The sequence below is a fragment of the Wenjunlia tyrosinilytica genome (assembly GCF_014646055.1).
Taxonomy (GTDB): Bacteria; Actinomycetota; Actinomycetes; order Streptomycetales; family Streptomycetaceae; genus Wenjunlia; species Wenjunlia tyrosinilytica.
In genome coordinates, this window is record NZ_BMMS01000018.1 from 75,422 (window position 1) to 89,264 (window position 13,843).

At 70.8% G+C, this 13,843-nt stretch carries 14 protein-coding genes; 7 read left to right on the forward strand and 7 right to left on the reverse strand.

What is annotated here, in order from left to right; translation table 11 throughout:
* Positions 1 to 135: 135 nt before the first annotated feature.
* The gene (gene rsgA / locus IEY86_RS20900; protein ID WP_229698628.1) at positions 136 to 1,266 is read left to right on the forward strand and encodes a ribosome small subunit-dependent GTPase A; all 1,131 of its coding nucleotides are present in this window, start codon (positions 136 to 138) and stop codon (positions 1,264 to 1,266) included.
* Between the two features lie 40 nt (positions 1,267 to 1,306).
* Here rsgA and IEY86_RS37590 read toward each other — a convergent pair whose 3' ends face one another.
* A complete protein-coding gene (locus IEY86_RS37590) occupies positions 1,307 to 1,432 on the reverse strand; it encodes a hypothetical protein (RefSeq protein WP_265805124.1) in 126 nt (41 codons plus the stop codon).
* A gap of 264 nt (positions 1,433 to 1,696) precedes the next feature.
* Here IEY86_RS37590 and IEY86_RS20905 point away from each other — a divergent pair, with 264 nt between their 5' ends.
* The 4 genes from IEY86_RS20905 to IEY86_RS20920 all read left to right on the forward strand — a co-directional run bounded on the left by IEY86_RS20905 (position 1,697) and on the right by IEY86_RS20920 (position 6,301).
* A complete protein-coding gene (locus IEY86_RS20905) occupies positions 1,697 to 2,980 on the forward strand; it encodes an ABC transporter substrate-binding protein (protein ID WP_189133318.1) in 1,284 nt (427 codons plus the stop codon).
* Between the two features lie 30 nt (positions 2,981 to 3,010).
* On the forward strand, positions 3,011 to 3,988 hold the full coding sequence (locus IEY86_RS20910) for a carbohydrate ABC transporter permease (RefSeq protein ID WP_189133319.1): 978 nt from the start codon (positions 3,011 to 3,013) through the stop codon (positions 3,986 to 3,988).
* A 15-nt stretch (positions 3,989 to 4,003) separates the two neighbouring features.
* Positions 4,004 to 4,849 (forward strand): carbohydrate ABC transporter permease, encoded by an 846-nt coding sequence (locus tag IEY86_RS20915; protein WP_189133320.1) that lies wholly within the window; start codon positions 4,004 to 4,006, stop codon positions 4,847 to 4,849.
* A gap of 69 nt (positions 4,850 to 4,918) precedes the next feature.
* The gene (locus tag IEY86_RS20920; protein WP_189133414.1) at positions 4,919 to 6,301 is read left to right on the forward strand and encodes a GH1 family beta-glucosidase; all 1,383 of its coding nucleotides are present in this window, start codon (positions 4,919 to 4,921) and stop codon (positions 6,299 to 6,301) included.
* 272 nt (positions 6,302 to 6,573) lie between these two features.
* Here IEY86_RS20920 and IEY86_RS20925 read toward each other — a convergent pair whose 3' ends face one another.
* Positions 6,574 to 7,596 (reverse strand): LacI family DNA-binding transcriptional regulator, encoded by a 1,023-nt coding sequence (locus IEY86_RS20925; protein ID WP_189133321.1) that lies wholly within the window; start codon positions 7,594 to 7,596, stop codon positions 6,574 to 6,576.
* Between the two features lie 141 nt (positions 7,597 to 7,737).
* On the opposite strand from IEY86_RS20925, the gene IEY86_RS20930 reads away from it, so the two are divergent.
* Both IEY86_RS20930 and IEY86_RS20935 read left to right on the forward strand, forming a co-directional pair.
* Positions 7,738 to 9,492: an AlkA N-terminal domain-containing protein gene (locus IEY86_RS20930; protein WP_229698629.1), complete on the forward strand. Its 1,755-nt coding sequence runs from the start codon at positions 7,738 to 7,740 to the stop codon at positions 9,490 to 9,492.
* On the forward strand, positions 9,489 to 9,980 hold the full coding sequence (locus IEY86_RS20935; protein WP_189133322.1) for a methylated-DNA--[protein]-cysteine S-methyltransferase: 492 nt from the start codon (positions 9,489 to 9,491) through the stop codon (positions 9,978 to 9,980). The genes IEY86_RS20930 and IEY86_RS20935 overlap by 4 nt, the downstream gene beginning before the upstream one ends.
* 130 nt (positions 9,981 to 10,110) lie before the next feature.
* Here the strand turns inward: IEY86_RS20935 and IEY86_RS20940 are convergent, their stop codons facing one another.
* The 5 genes from IEY86_RS20940 to IEY86_RS20960 form a co-directional block, all read right to left on the reverse strand.
* Positions 10,111 to 10,593, reverse strand: coding sequence for a DUF456 domain-containing protein (locus IEY86_RS20940; RefSeq protein ID WP_189133323.1), 483 nt, complete (start codon positions 10,591 to 10,593; stop codon positions 10,111 to 10,113).
* Positions 10,594 to 10,713: 120 nt separating this feature from the next.
* Positions 10,714 to 11,295, reverse strand: coding sequence for a DUF305 domain-containing protein (locus IEY86_RS20945; protein ID WP_373287064.1), 582 nt, complete (start codon positions 11,293 to 11,295; stop codon positions 10,714 to 10,716).
* A 176-nt stretch (positions 11,296 to 11,471) separates the two neighbouring features.
* Positions 11,472 to 12,119, reverse strand: a complete 648-nt coding sequence (locus IEY86_RS20950) for a thioredoxin-like domain-containing protein (RefSeq protein ID WP_189133324.1) — start codon at positions 12,117 to 12,119, stop codon at positions 11,472 to 11,474.
* 159 nt (positions 12,120 to 12,278) lie between these two features.
* Positions 12,279 to 12,740, reverse strand: coding sequence for a hypothetical protein (locus IEY86_RS20955; RefSeq protein ID WP_189133325.1), 462 nt, complete (start codon positions 12,738 to 12,740; stop codon positions 12,279 to 12,281).
* Positions 12,741 to 12,790: 50 nt separating this feature from the next.
* Positions 12,791 to 13,822, reverse strand: a complete 1,032-nt coding sequence (locus IEY86_RS20960; RefSeq protein WP_189133416.1) for a helix-turn-helix domain-containing protein — start codon at positions 13,820 to 13,822, stop codon at positions 12,791 to 12,793.
* Positions 13,823 to 13,843: the final 21 nt, after the last annotated feature.

A 13,843-nucleotide genomic window follows, 5' to 3' on the forward strand; every position in this document is an offset into this window, starting at 1 on the left:
TGAGGAGAATGGCCGTCATGACGATGCCCGCTGCCCGCGTGCAGCACACATTCCTCTCCATCCTCCCGGTCTCCGGCTGACTTCCCGCGCGTCTTCGCGACAACAGCTGGGGCCACCTTCGAAGGGTCATCCACGTTGTCCGTCCTTCCCGAGATCCCGCACACCCTCGCCGACTACGGCTGGGACAGCGCTTTCGCCGAAGACTTCTCGCTCCACCACTGCCACCGCACCACCGATCTCATACCCGGCCGCATCATCCGGGTCGACCGCGGCCGCTGCGACGTCGTGATCAGCACCCGCCGGAGCACCAGTTCGGACACAAGCACCGCCCCGGTCACCGTCGTCCCCGCCGACATCGCACCGGTGCACACCTCCGACCCCATGGAATGGGCCTGCACCGGCGACTGGGTCGCCCTCGACCCACCCTCCGCCAACACCCTCGCCACCGTCCGCGCCCTGCTCCCGCGCCGCACCGCCATGGTCCGCTCCACCTCCTCCAAACGGTCCGAGGGCCAGGTACTGGCGGCCAATGTCGACCACGTGGTCGTCGCCGTCTGCCTCGCCACCCAGCCCGACCTCGGCAGGCTCGAGCGGTTTCTCGCCCTCGCCTGGGAGAGCGGTGCCCAGCCGCTCGTCGTACTGACCAAGGCCGACCTCGCCACCGACGCCGAATATGTCAGGGCGGACACCGAGGCCGCCGCTCCCGGCGTCCAGGTACTCGTCGTCAGTTCCGAGACCGGCGAGGGAATCGACGTCCTGTCAGCCGTCCTGGCCGGCAGCACGTCCGTCCTCATCGGGCGATCCGGCGCGGGCAAGTCCACCCTCGCCAATACCCTCCTCGGCCAGGAGGTCCAGGAGGTCAACCACACCCGCGACAGCGACGGCAAGGGCCGCCACACCACCGTTGCCCGCGATCTGCTTCCCCTGCCCTTCGGCGGGGTCCTGATCGACACACCGGGCCTTCGCGGTGTGGGCCTGTGGGACGCCGAGTCCGGACTCCAGCAGGTGTTCTCCGAGATCGAGGAACTGGCGCAGGAATGCCGTTTCCACGACTGCGCCCACAACCGCGAGCCCGGTTGCGCGGTGCTCAACGCGGTGGAGGACGGCGCCCTCACCGTCCGCCGCCTGGAGAGCTACCGCAAACTCCTCCGGGAGAACGCCTGGATCGCCTCGCGCACGGACGCGAGGCTGCGTGCCGAGCGGCTGCGGCACTGGAAGATGATCCACAAATCGGTGCGCGACTCGGGTGTCACCCGTCGGCGGTGAGTCCCGCCGCCGACACGCAGCCGCCGACACGCAGCCGCCGTCACCCGATGTGCGGGGGGCGGCGGCGACGCCCGTGAAGCGGGCTGCCCTCGTGCCAGAAGGTGTAGATCACACTGCCGGCGCCGAGCGCGACGATGACGACTCCGAGGACGAACGTGGCGACCAAGGTGCCCTCCTGCGGGCGACGCCGGGCACGGTGGGGAACGGGCCCGTCACGGATGGTGTATGCCGGTGATGTGCCCTTGGCGCGCAGCCCCCACACGCCTTGACGGGAAACAGAAGTGGAGCACGCCATTCCGCTCCCCGTTATGAAGCCGAGACAGTCGTGATCTCCAGTCGTCCCTTGACAGTGGTTCGGCGCCCACCCCATTGTGAGAGCGCTCTCAAAACGAGACACACACTGTTCACAAGTTGAACATCAGGAGGACGCATGGGCACGACGCGGATCGTGCGCGGGGCCAGGATCTTCGCGACGTGCGGCGCGGCGGCGCTGGTGCTGACCGCTTGCGGCTCGAACTCTGGCTCCGGCGGCGGCGACATCACACTCACAGTCGCGGACTTCGGCGGCTTCGGCTACGACAAGCTCATCAAGGACTACGAGAAGAGCCACCCCGGCATCAAGGTCAAGGAGAAGGTGGCTCAGTTCGACCCCCACCACCAGCAGTTGAGCACTCAGCTCGCCGCGGGCGCCGGAGCCGCCGACGTCGTGGCGATAGAAGAGGGCTACCTGCCCAAGTTCCGCCAGTCCAAGGACAAGTTCGTCAACCTCGCCGACCACGGGGCCGACAAGCTCAAGGACCGGTGGCTGCCCTGGAAGTGGGAGCAGGGGGTCACCGACAACGGCAAGTACGTCCTCGGCTACGGCACCGACATCGGCTCCCTGGCGATGTGCTACAACACCGAGCTGTTCAAGAAGGCCGGTCTGCCCACGGACCGGGACAAGGTTTCCGCCCTGTGGACGACGTGGGACGACTACCTCGGCGTCGGGCACAAGTTCGTCCGCAAGGTCAAGGGCGCCGGCTGGTACGACACCGACCAGAACCTGTTCACCGCGATCATGAACCAGACCCAGTACGGGTTCTTCGACCAGGACGACAAGTTCATCGGCGACACCAACCCCAAGGTCAAGGAGGCGTTCCTGCAAGCCGGCAAGGACGCCAAGAAGCTCTCGGCCAAGCTGCTCGCCTTCTCGCCGCAGTGGAGCGCCGGGATCAAGAAGGGCGCCATGGCGACGATCCCGTGCCCGTCCTGGATGAACGGCCTGATCGAGACCGCGGCCGGCAAGGAGAACTCCGGGAAGTGGGACATCGCCAAGCTCCCCGGCGACGGCGGTAACTGGGGCGGTTCCTTCCTGACCGTTCCCAAGCAGGGCAAGCACCCGAAGGAGGCCGCGGAGCTGGCCGCGTGGCTGACCGCCCCGGAGCAGGAGAAGCGCCTGTTCGCCGAGGTCGGCGCGCTGCCGTCGCAGCCGGCGCTGCTGAAGGACCCCGCGATCCTCGGCAAGACGCGGCCGTTCTTCAACAACGCTCCCGTGGGCAAGATCTACGGCGATTCGGCCACCGCGCTCCAGCCCAACTACCGCGGCTCGCGTGACGGTGACATCCGCCCCGGCTTCAGCAACGCCCTGATCCGCGTCGAGCAGGGCAAGCAGTCGCCAGAGGCATCGTTCAACCAGGCGATCAAGGAAGCCAAGAAGGCCCTCAAGCTCGGGTAATCCCCGGCACCGGATGACAGGGAAGTGACGATGGCGGTGCAGACCGCTGAGAAGGCCCCGCCCGCGCCGAAGAGGAGCGCGGGCGGGGCACCGGAGAAGCGAGGCAGGAAGCGGGCCTTCGGCTTCGACCGCAAGGTCACGCCGTACTTGTTCGTCATCCCGTTCTTCGTCGTGTTCGGCGTCTTCGGGCTCTATCCCATCCTCTACACGTTCTGGGTGTCGCTGCACGACTGGCACCTGGTCAACGGCGAACTCGGCTTCGTGGGCCTGGACAACTTCACCGAGCTGTTCCACGACCCCGACTTCTACCGGGCGTTGCGCAACACGCTCAGCATCTTCGTCATTTCCACCTTCCCGCAGCTGCTGTTCGCGCTCGGCATCGCGTGGATGCTGGACACGAAGCTGCGGGCCCGTTCGTTCTGGCGCTCGGCGGTGCTCGTTCCCAACGTGGTCTCGATCGTCGCCGTGGGAGTCGTGTTCTCCCAGATGTTCGCGCCGAGCGACTGGAGCGTGAGCAACTGGCTGCTCTCGCTGGTCGGCCTCGGCGCGGTCGACTGGCCCGCCAACGTCTGGTCCTCGCACCTGGCCATCAGCGTCATGGTGATCTGGCGCTGGACCGGCTACAACGCGCTGATCTACCTGGCCGCGATGCAGGCGGTCCCACGTGAGCTCTACGAGTCCGCCGAGCTCGACGGCGCGAGCCGCTGGACGACGTTCTGGAGCGTGACCGTCCCGTCGATCCGGCCGACGATCGTCTTCACCGTCGTCATCTCGACCATCGGCGGGCTCCAACTCTTCACCGAGCCCCTGCTCTTCGGCGGTGTCAACGGCCAGGAGGGCGGCAGCGACCACCAGTTCCAGACGCTGACGCTCCTGCTCTACAAGTACGCCTTCGTCCAGCAGAACTCGGGCTACGCCTCCGCCATCTCCTGGGTGCTGTTCCTGCTGATCGCACTGATGGCCGTCGTCAACCTGCTGCTCGTGCGGCGCATCTCGTCCACCCGCTGAGAGGGCTCGTCTCCCATGGCCGCGAAGTCAACCGCGAGGGCCGAACGGCGCCCCGGTCCGCTCGTCTACACGGCGATGGCGCTGCTCGTCCTCGCCTCGCTCTTCCCCCTGTACTGGACGTTCGTTGTCGCCTCCAACGACAACTCGGTGATCGGCCAGTCCACTCCACCGCTCGTTCCGGGCGGCCACCTGTTCGACAACTTCTCCAGGGTCTTCGACTCGGTGGAGTTCTGGATCGCGATGAAGAACAGCCTGATCATCTCGACGACCACGGCTGTCAGCAATGTCGTGCTCTCGACGATGGCCGGGTTCGCCTTCGCCAAACTGCGGTTCCGCGGGCGGAACCTCCTGCTGGGCACGGTGGTCGCCACCGTCATGGTGCCGACCCAGCTGGGCATCGTCCCGCTCTACATGATGATCACCAAGATGGGGCTGTTCGCCTCCGTCTCCGCGGTCATCCTCCCGTCGCTGGTCTCCGCGTTCGGTGTCTTCTGGATGCGCCAGGCCATCGACGAGAACATACCCGACGAACTGGTGGAGGCCGCCCGGGTCGACGGCTGCCGCCTGATCGGGGTGTGGTGGCACGTCGTGCTGCCGGGAGTGCGCTCCACCGCCTCGGTGCTGGCCATGTTCGTGTTCATGACGGCCTGGAACGACTTCTTCTGGCCGCTCATCGTCCTGCCGCCCGGCACCGGGGGCACCGTGCAGACCGTTCTCAGCCAGCTCGCGGCCGGGTACTTCACCGACTACTCGCTCATCATGAGCGGCGCCTTCCTCGGAGTGCTGCCGTTGCTCGTGCTGTTCGTGGCGTTCGCCCGGCAGATCGTCTCCGGCGTCATGGCCGGCGCGGTCAAGGGCTGATCCCGCCGGCCCGACCGGCCGACCGACTCTAGGAGAAGTTTCCAGGTGACCAACCTCTTTACCTCCACCATGCCCGCTCACGCCTCCCGGGGCCCCCTGCGCTTCCCCGAGACCTTCCGCTGGGGCGTTTCCACCGCGGCCATCCAGATCGAGGGCGCGACGCGAGCGGACGGCAGAGGCCGCTCCATCTGGGACACGTTCAGCGAGCGGCCGGGCGCCGTCCTCGACGGCGACACCCCCGAACATGCCTGCGACCACTACCGGCGATGGCCCCAGGACATCGCGCTGATGCGGGAGTTGGGCGTGGGTTCCTACCGCTTCTCCATCGCCTGGCCGCGTATCCAGCCGCAGGGGCGCGGCCCCGCCCTCGAAGCCGGTCTCGACTTCTACGACCGCCTCGTCGACGGCCTGCTCGAAGTGGGGATCGACCCGGTCGCCACGCTCTACCACTGGGATCTTCCGCAGGCGCTCGAGGACGAGGGCGGCTGGGCCGAGCGGGGGACGGCGCAGCGCTTCGCCGAGTACGCCCATGTCGTGGCGGGCAGGCTCGGCGACCGCGTCAGGCAGTGGTCCACACTGAATGAGCCCTGGTGCTCGGCCTTCCTCGGCTACTGCAACGGTGTCCACGCCCCCGGCCGCACGGAGCCCGCCGCGGCGCTGGCCGCGATGCACCATCTCCTGCTCGGCCATGGACTGGCCGTCGAGGCGCTGCGCTCGCAGGCACCGGACGCCAGGCTGTCCATCGTCCTCAACCTCACCCAGGTGCACGGCGACGACCCGGAGGCCGTGCGCAAGGTGGACGGCCTGCACAACCGCGTCTACCTCGACCCGGTGCTCCTCGGGCGCTACCCGGCCGACGTGGTCGAGGACACCCGGCACCTCACCGACTGGTCGTTCGTCCGCGAGGGCGACGCGGCGACGATCGCCGCGCCCATCGACTGGCTGGGCATCAATTACTACGCACCCGCGCACGTCGGGGCCGCCGCCGACCCCTCGGAGGTGACCACCGGTGCGCTGCCGGGCCTGCGCGGAGTGGTGTACCTGCCGCCGAGGCCCCCGCTGACCGGCATCGGCTGGGAACAGGACCCGGCTTCCTTGACCTCGCTGCTGCTGCGTCTGAGCCATGACTACCCCGGTGTGCCGCTGGTGATCACCGAGAACGGGGCCGCGTTCCCCGACGCCGTCGGCCCCGACGGCGGGGTGGACGACGCCGACCGGCTCGCCTACATCGACGGGCATCTGCGGGCGGTCCACGCGGCCATCGAGGGCGGCGCCCCGGTCCAGGGCTATCTGGCCTGGTCGCTGCTGGACAACTTCGAATGGGCCTTCGGCTACAGCCAGCGCTTCGGCCTGGTGCATGTGGACTACGAGACGCAGGAGCGCACGATCAAGCGAAGCGGCCACTGGTACGCGCGGGTGGCCCGCTCCGGTGAGCTGCCGGCGACGGACTGAGGCGCCCTACCGCGGCGCTGCGACGGCACTGCGCGCTGCGCGCTGCGACGGCACATCGAGGCGCGCCATGGCGCGCGCGAATGACTCCGGGGCGCGGAAATCTGGGGAGACGTCCGTGCCCCGGGCCGGCACCCGGGCACCCCGAGCCTGACCTCGGGGTGCCCGGGGCACCATCGCGGTCGCACGTGCTCCCGGGCCCGGCAACGAACGTTCCAGGCCACGGCCCCGACGCGGGCCCCGGTACCAACGTCTTCGATGGAGGGGCGGCACGCTCAGGCGGAGGCGCGCCGCACCAGGCGGGTCGGCATTATCGCCGGGGTGAGGCCCTCGGGACCCTCGGCGAGCAGGCGCAGGAGCAGACGGGTCATCTCCCTGCCCATCTCCTCCACGTCCTGGCGGACGGTGGTCAGCGGGGGATCGGTCCACAGCGCTATGGACTCTATGTCGTCGAAGCCGACCACGGCGACGTCCTCGGGCACCCGCTTCCCGCGCTCGTGCAGGACGGTCAGGGCGCCCGAGGCCATGAGGTCGTTCCCGACGAACACCGCGTCCAGGTCGGGGGCGGCATCCAGGAGCTGGGCCATCGCCCGCTCCCCGCCCGCGCGGGTGAAGTCACCGTGGGCGAGCAGGGACGGGTCGGCGTCGGGAAGGATGTCCTGGTAGCCGAGCAGGCGGTCGGTGGCGGACGTCTGGTCCAGGGGGCCGGTGATGTGCGCGATCCGGCGGCGGCCGAGCGCGATCAGATGCTGGACGGCGAGGCGGCCACCGCCCCGGTTGTCGCTGTCGACGTAGATCGTGTCCTCGTCCATCTGCCGGATGGGACGCCCCCCGAAGACGGTCGGCAGGCCGGCCTGGCGGGTCATCGCGGGCAGGGGGTCGTCCTCGTGGAGCGAGAACATCAGGGCGCCGTCCACATGCTGGCCGGCCAAGTAGCGGCCCACCCGTGCGTAGTCCCGGCGGTTCTCCACGAGCAGGAGCACCAGCTGGCAGTCCGCGGCGGTCAGCTCCAGGCTCATACCGCGCAGATGCGTGCCGAAGAACGGGTCGCCGAACAGCCGGGTCTCCGACTCGGCGACGATGACGGCCACCGCGTCGTGGCGGCGGGTGACCAGGGTGCGCGCCGCCTGGTTGGGTACGTATCCGAGCTCCGCGATCGACCGTTCCACACGTTGGCGGACCGGGCGGCGGACGCCGGGCGAGCCGTTGACGACGCGCGATACGGTCGCGCGGGAGACGCCCGCGTGCTCGGCCACGGCTTCGAGCGTGGGTCTGGTCCTGGAGCGGGAATCGGACACTGGTCACTCCTCGTTCACCGGATGCCGTGGCGGAAGCCTATCGGGTGACGGCACAGATGTGAGAGCGCTCCCACCACAGGGGAGGAAGCCATGTCCGATTCCCGCCAGTCCAACCCCGCCCGGTGACGCAGACTGGACGACATGATCGATGAAGAGACCGCCTACCAGGCAGTGCGCAGCCGGGACTCGCGCTTCGACGGCGTGTTCTTCCTCGGCGTCGCCACCACCGGCATCTACTGCCGCCCCAGCTGCCCGGCGGTCACCCCGAAGCGTCCCAACGCACGCTTCTACCCGACCGCCGCCGCGGCGCAGGGGGCGGGCTTCCGCGCCTGCCGCCGATGCCGCCCCGACGCCGTGCCGGGCTCGCCGGAGTGGAACGTCCGCGCCGATGTCGTGGGCCGTGCCATGCGGCTGATCGGTGACGGTGTCGTGGACCGTGAAGGCGTCAGCGGGCTCGCCGAACGCCTCGGCTACAGCACCAGGCAGGTCCACCGCCAGCTCACCGCCGAGCTGGGCGCGGGCCCCGTGGCGCTGGCCCGGGCCCAGCGGGCGCACGCCGCCCGTGTCCTGCTCCAGACCACGCAGCTGCCGGTGACCGAGACGGCGTTCGCGGCCGGGTTCGCGAGCGTACGGCAGTTCAACGACACCATCCGGGCCGTCTACGGCTACACGCCCAGGGAGCTTCGGGCGGCGGCGGGAGGCGGCAGCACCGGGCGGGGAGCGGGATCCTCGGGACTCGTTCCGCTGCGCCTGGCCCACCGCGCCCCCTACGACGCCGCCGGGGTCTTCGACTTCCTGGCCGCCCGTACGGTCCCCGGCGTCGAGGAGATGGCGGGCCCGCCCGGCGTGCGCACCTACCGCCGCACCCTGCGGCTGCCCAACGGGCACGGAGTCGCCGAGGTGGACGAGCCCCGCGGCTCCCGGCAGACGCACTGGCTGGACTGCCGCCTGCGCCTGTCCGACCTGCGCGACCTGACCACGGCGGTGCAGCGGATGCGGGCCCTGTTCGACCTGGACGCGGATCCGGGGGCCATCGCCGAACGACTCGGAGCCGACCCATGGCTCGGCCCACTGGTGGCCGCGCGGCCCGGTCTGCGCTCGCCCGGTTCCCCCGACCCGCACGAGCACGCGCTGCGAGCGGTCCTCGGCCGGCAGGTGACCCTCGAGGCGGCGAGGACGCTCGCGGGGCGGCTCACCGCGGCCCTCGGACAGCCGCTGCCCGAGCCGAGCGGTGGCCTGACCCATCTCTTCCCCGGCCCCGCCTCCGTTGCCGCAGCCGAGCTGGACGTGCTCGGCATGCCCGACGCGCGAAGTCGAGCGCTGCGGGGCCTCGCCGAGGCACTCGCCGACGCGACCGTGTCCCTCGATCCCGGAACCGACCGGGACGACGCAGCCAGGGCGCTGCTGGCCCTGCCCGGTATCGGCCCCTGGACGGTCGGTTCCATCCGCATGCGGGCGCTGGGCGACCCCGATGTCCTTCTGCCCTGGGACGCCGGAGTGCCACAGGGGCTGCTGAGCCTGCGGCCGCCGACCGGCCCCGGCCCCGATTTCCCGGGCTCCGATTTCCCAGGCTCCGACGTCTCGGGCCCTGATGTCTCGGGCCCTGATGCCTTGGGCCCTGATGCCTTGGGCTCCGGCGTCTCGGGCTCCGGCTCCGATCCCCGGGAGAACGTGTCCCAGCGCTGGCGGCCTTGGCGCAGCTATGCCACCCACCTCCTGTGGGCCGCCGCCGGTGCCCCCCACCCCACTGCCTCCCGCCCCGTGCCCTCAAGCCCCACCACCTCCCGCCCCACCACCTCCCGCCCCACCACCTCCCGCCCCACCACCTCCCGCCCCACCACCTCCCGCCCCGCTACCTCCCGCCCCGCTACCTCCCGCCATGGAGGCGAACAATGACGCTGTACACGACCACCCCGAGCCCCCTCGGCGAGCTTCTGCTGGCGGGGGAGGAGAGCGACGGCGCTTTCGCCCTGGCCTCCGTCACCGTGCCCGACCAGCGCCGGGGCGCCGTCGTCCTGCCCCACTGGCGGCGTGACCCCGTGCCGTTCAAGGAGGCCCTGAGCCAGCTCGAGGCCTACTTCGCCGGGGAGCTCAAGCAGTTCGACCTGCCGCTCGCCCCCGTGGGCACCCCGTTCCGCCGACGTGTGTGGCAGGCGCTCGACGAGGTCCCCTACGGCAGCACCACGACGTATCGGCGGCTGAGCGAGGCGGCCGGCTCGCCCGGCGCGGTCCGTGCGGTCGGCGGGGCGGTCGGTGCCAATCCGCTGCTCGTGATCCGCGCCTGCCACCGGGTGATCGGATCCGACGGCACCCTCACCGGCTACGCGGGCGGCCTCGACCGCAAGCGCAGCCTCCTGACCATCGAAGGAGCCCTGCTGGTGTGACGGCCGGTGGCGGTCCTGGGCGGCGAAGGCGGCCTTCGATGTCGGTGCGTCCGGGATTCCGCCGGGGTGCCGCCGGGTACCGCTGGGCTTCCGCGGGGTTCCGCCGGGGTGCCGCCGGGCCCGGACCTCGTCAGCCGAAGAGGACCGCGCCACTCCAGGCCCCGGCCACCAGCAGGGCGGCGAACAGCTCGATGAGGACACCGAAGCCGATGGCCCTCAGCGCCGTCCTCGTCGACACCCAGGCATGGGAGTGGCCCCCCAGGCGCAGCCACTCCATCGCGTAGACACCCAGGACGAAGCCGATCGCCAGGCCGATCAGCGGAATCAGGAAGAAGCCGACCACCCCGGCCACGCCGCCGACCGCCAAGGTCCGCCAGGGCACCCCGGCCTCTCGCATGCTGCGGCTGGGGAGCAGCCATTTCAGGACCTGGTTCACCAGCAGAACGGCCGTGGCGCCGACCAGGACGAACCAGGCCAGGGAGGTGCGCTCGGCCAGGGCCCACCACAGGACGGCGGCCCAGCACAGGAGCACTCCGGGCAGGCCGGGCACCAGCACGCCGACGATGCCGAACAGCATGACCAGGCCGACGAGGCAGAGCTGAGCGGTCCCCATGAGGGCAAGCCTGCCCGATGCGAGCGGCTCACACCCGCTGTGACGCCGTTCGGCAGGCTCATGGCACCCCCGTGACGCCGTTCCCGCACGCTCATGGCCTTCCGGGAACGGCGCCGTGGGTCATCCCACCCGGGGCACGCCCCGCTTGCGCAGCATGTCGTTCATCATGTCGATCTCGGACTGCTGGCCCTCGGCCATGGTCTTGGCGAGTCCGTGGATCTGCTTGTCGTCCGACAGGTCGACCGCGCCCTGCGCCATCTCGATGCCGCCCTTGTGATGGGCGATCATCAGGCGCAGGTACAGGATCTCCGCGGCCTTGCCCCTGGCCTTGCGCAGCTTGTCCAGCTCCGCGTTCGTGGCCATACCGGGCATCAGGGAGCCGTCATGGGCCTTGTACGAGGCGTGGTGGCCACCCATCCAGGCCATGGGCGGCTTGTCCCCGGTCGGGGTCAGCCCCCACACGTCCAGCCACCCGAGCAGCATGCCGCGCTGGTTGGCCTGGGTGTTGGCGATGTCGTAGGCGAGCCGGCGCACGTCCGCGTCGCCGGTGCTGTCGCGGACGATGAACGACATCTCCACCGCCTGCTGGTGGTGGACCGCCATGTCGCGGGCGAAGCCGGCCTCCGGGGAGTGGTCCCCGGGGGTCGAGCCGCCGCCGTCGAGGTGGACCAGCGCCGCGGCCAGGGCCAGGCACAGGGCCAGGACCGCGCCGACCGCGGCGGGCCACCAGACCCGGCGCCGGGGCTGCGGCCCGGGACCGCCTTCGGTCCCGAACTCCTCGGCACCGTCCTCCGGGTCCTTCGCGGACCCGGAGGCGCCGGACTCCCGCGTCACGGGATCGTCCTCGGCCCGCGCGGTGACGCCGTCACGCTCGCGCGTCACGGGGTCGGCTTCCCTCCGGTGCAGGCGGCACCCTTCTCACGGGTCTGCTCGCCGTTGACGTACCACTTGAAGAACTGGTTGACCCTCGGGTCCTTGGCGCTGTCCACGGTGAGCTGGTGGCCCCAGGCGCTCAGCGTGATCACGCCGGACTGGCTCGGGAAGGGGCTCATCAGCGAGTACGGCTTCTGCTTGACCATGTCGGCGAGCGTCTTGATGTCCGCCTTGCCGGCCTTGCTGTTGTAGGTGACCCAGACGCTGCCGTGCTCGAGCGCGTGGACCGCGTTCTCGTTGCGCAGCGGCTTGTCGTAGACGTCGCCGTTGCAGTTCTGCCACACCGGGTCGTGGTCGCCGCCGACCGGCGGGGACTGCGGGTACTTCACCGAGTGGCTGACGTGTTTGAAGGTCAGCCCGCCGTAGGTCTTCTCGCCCTGCACCCGCGCCTTGGGCGGCTTGGAGCTCGCGCTGTTGTCGTCCTTGGAGGCGGACGCGATGATCGCCCAGCCGCCGCCCACCATGCCCGCGAGGACCACGACCCCCGCGACGACGGCGATTATTCGATTGCGGCGCTCGCGAGCGGCCTCGGCGCGGCGCATCTCCTCGGCGCGGGCGCGGCGGGCCGAAGCGTTCTGCTTGGCGGAACCCATGGGTAGTCCTTGTCCCCGCCGCGGATCTGCGCGGCGGTGCGGAATGGAAATCGAACGGATGCTGCGGTGCACGGATGCTGCGGTGCACGGATGCGGTGGTGCTGGGTGCGCGAGCGCGGTGCCGCCCTCGTCCGGGGAGCGCCGCGGGGGCATCCGGTATCAGGTCCGCAGTACCTGGAGGCGGTGCAGGTCCGGGGAGAGGTCGCTGCCCGGGAGCGGGCCCGCAGGACCCGGCGCCGGCAGGGCCACGGCGATCGGCAGCCGGGGCGGGACCGCGGGGGCGGGCTGCGGCAGCGGCCCGGGAAGCGTCGCTCCCGCGTTCTGCTCGCTGGAGCCGTCGCAGCCGCTGTGGCCCGTACCGTCGCCGGCCGCGGAGCACACATGGGCGGTGGGCGCCGTCCGGTCGGCCTTCGCGTCGACGTCGTGCGGCCGGACCTTCACGGCGGCGGGCGCGGCCGCGTGTGCCTTCATGGGCAGGGACCGGTGGTGCACGCCCCCGCGTGGCGCCAGGCTGCCCGAGCACACCAGGAGGGCGGCCAGCAGTGTCGCCAGGGCGCAGCCGAGCACGGCGAGCCGGGCCAGGCGCTCGGCGTCGCGGCTTCGGGGCTGCGCTGTGGTCATTGCCACAGATAGTAGCCAGCGCGGATGGGGGTGGTGCCAGGGCCTCGGACTCAATGTTGCCGGTCCGTGTCCCACTCCGGGCTGCGCCCGCCGCCCCGTCCTCGGCGGGCCACCCACCCCTTCTCGTACGCGTGCCAGCCCAGTTGGAGGCGGGTGGTCACCTGCGCCAGCTCCATCAGCCGTTTCACCCGGCGCTGCACCGTGCGCAGGCCCAGATCCAGCTGCTTGGCGACCGAGGTGTCCGTGAACCCGGCCAGCAGAAGGGACAGGATCTGCAGGTCCACCCCGTCCGGCACCCGCCTTCCCTCCTGCACCACCGCGTCGCCGTCGGCGAGGTGGACCGGCTGCGCCCGCGCCCACACCGCGTCGAACAGGCTCAGCAGGGAGTCGAGCAACCCGCTGGCGTGCACCACCAGCGCGTTCGGCTCCACGGCGTCCTGGACGAGGGGGACCATGCCCAGCGAGCGGTCCACGACGACGAGCCTGGTGGGCACCTTGTCCGCCACTCGGATGCCCATCCCCCGCTCCAGGGCCGCCCGCAGTCCCGTGATGCCGCCGGGGTCGGCGAGCACATCCCGTTCCACGACCATCCGTGACCGCACTCCCCGGCCGCAGGCCTGTGCCGGTGCGTCGTCGTGAGGCCCGTCCGGGACCACGGGAGCCTCGGTCACCAGCGCGCAGACCTCCTCGGCCGCTCCCTGCCGCAACTGCTCGAAACGGTGCCGCACCGCCTCGGTGCCGGTCACCACCTCGACCAGGTCGTGCGCCTCCCGGCCCGTCGCGCCCGAGCGGTACTCACGGGCCAGGGCCCGCGTGGCCGCCTCCGCCTGCTCCAGCCCCTGCCTCTGCCGGCTCAGCAGCGCCCCCAGCGCCACCGCCGGAGGCGCCGCCACATACCGGTCCGGCCGACCGGAGGAGTGAGCGGCCAGTCCGTGCTGTTCCAGCCTGTGCAGCGTCCGCAGGATGTCGTCCTCGGCATGTCCGAGCCTGCGGGCCAGATCGGCCACGTCGGCCGCGCCGAGGCCGACAAGTGTCCTGTAGGTGGTCTCTTCGATCTCGTCGAGGCCGACCGCGCCGAGCACCGGCATTCCCTCCCCCAAGTC

Bases quoted from the DNA above. Each gene is read 5' to 3' on its own strand.
- IEY86_RS20930 (WP_229698629.1), top strand. From the start codon at position 7,738: ATGATCGATGAAGAGACCGCCTACCAGGCAGTGCGCAGCCGGGACTCG.
- IEY86_RS20905 (WP_189133318.1), top strand. From the start codon at position 1,697: ATGGGCACGACGCGGATCGTGCGCGGGGCCAGGATCTTCGCGACGTGC.
- IEY86_RS20920 (WP_189133414.1), top strand. From the start codon at position 4,919: ATGCCCGCTCACGCCTCCCGGGGCCCCCTGCGCTTCCCCGAGACCTTC.
- IEY86_RS20935 (WP_189133322.1), top strand. From the start codon at position 9,489: ATGACGCTGTACACGACCACCCCGAGCCCCCTCGGCGAGCTTCTGCTG.
- IEY86_RS20950 (WP_189133324.1), bottom strand. From the start codon at position 12,119: ATGGGTTCCGCCAAGCAGAACGCTTCGGCCCGCCGCGCCCGCGCCGAG.
- IEY86_RS20955 (WP_189133325.1), bottom strand. From the start codon at position 12,740: ATGACCACAGCGCAGCCCCGAAGCCGCGACGCCGAGCGCCTGGCCCGG.
- IEY86_RS20915 (WP_189133320.1), top strand. From the start codon at position 4,004: ATGGCCGCGAAGTCAACCGCGAGGGCCGAACGGCGCCCCGGTCCGCTC.
- IEY86_RS20910 (WP_189133319.1), top strand. From the start codon at position 3,011: ATGGCGGTGCAGACCGCTGAGAAGGCCCCGCCCGCGCCGAAGAGGAGC.
- IEY86_RS20940 (WP_189133323.1), bottom strand. From the start codon at position 10,593: ATGGGGACCGCTCAGCTCTGCCTCGTCGGCCTGGTCATGCTGTTCGGC.